The organism is Cytobacillus sp. Bac17 (assembly GCF_024519925.1).
Classification (GTDB): Bacteria; Bacillota; Bacilli; order Bacillales; family Cytobacillaceae; genus Cytobacillus; species Cytobacillus pseudoceanisediminis.
The window spans coordinates 1-392 of sequence record NZ_JALJRC010000108.1; the positions used below are offsets into that span (position 1 = coordinate 1).

At 47.7% G+C, this 392-nt stretch carries 1 protein-coding gene; it reads right to left on the minus strand.

The window, feature by feature from the left end:
- Positions 1–392, minus strand: a 392-nt coding sequence (locus tag NR125_RS30315; RefSeq protein WP_256816890.1) for a hypothetical protein, incomplete at both ends; no start/stop codon positions are given.

Sequence of the window (392 nt, forward strand, 5' to 3'; positions counted from 1 at the left end):
TCCGCTCCCCTCTCCCCCTCTCCTTTCTTCCTTCTTCCCTTTCTTCCCTTTCCCTTTTCCTTCTTCCTTCTCTTTCTCCCTTTCCCTCCTCTTCTCTCTCCTCCTTTTTCCTTTTTCTCTCCTCTTCCCTCTCTTCTCTTCTTTCCTTCCTCCTTCCTCTTCTTTTTTCCCCCTTCCCCCTTCTCCTCTTCTTTTTTTTTTTTTCCTCTTCCTCCCCCTCCCTCTCCCCTCCCCCCCTCCTTTTTTTTTCTTTTCCTTTCCCCCTTCTTCTTCTTCTCCCCTTCCCTTTCCTCCTTCCCCCCTTTTTTTCTTTCCTCTCCCCCTTCTTTCTTTTCCTCCTCCTTTTCTCTCTTCCTCTCTTCTTTTCTTTCCCTCTTTTTCCCTTCTTTCTC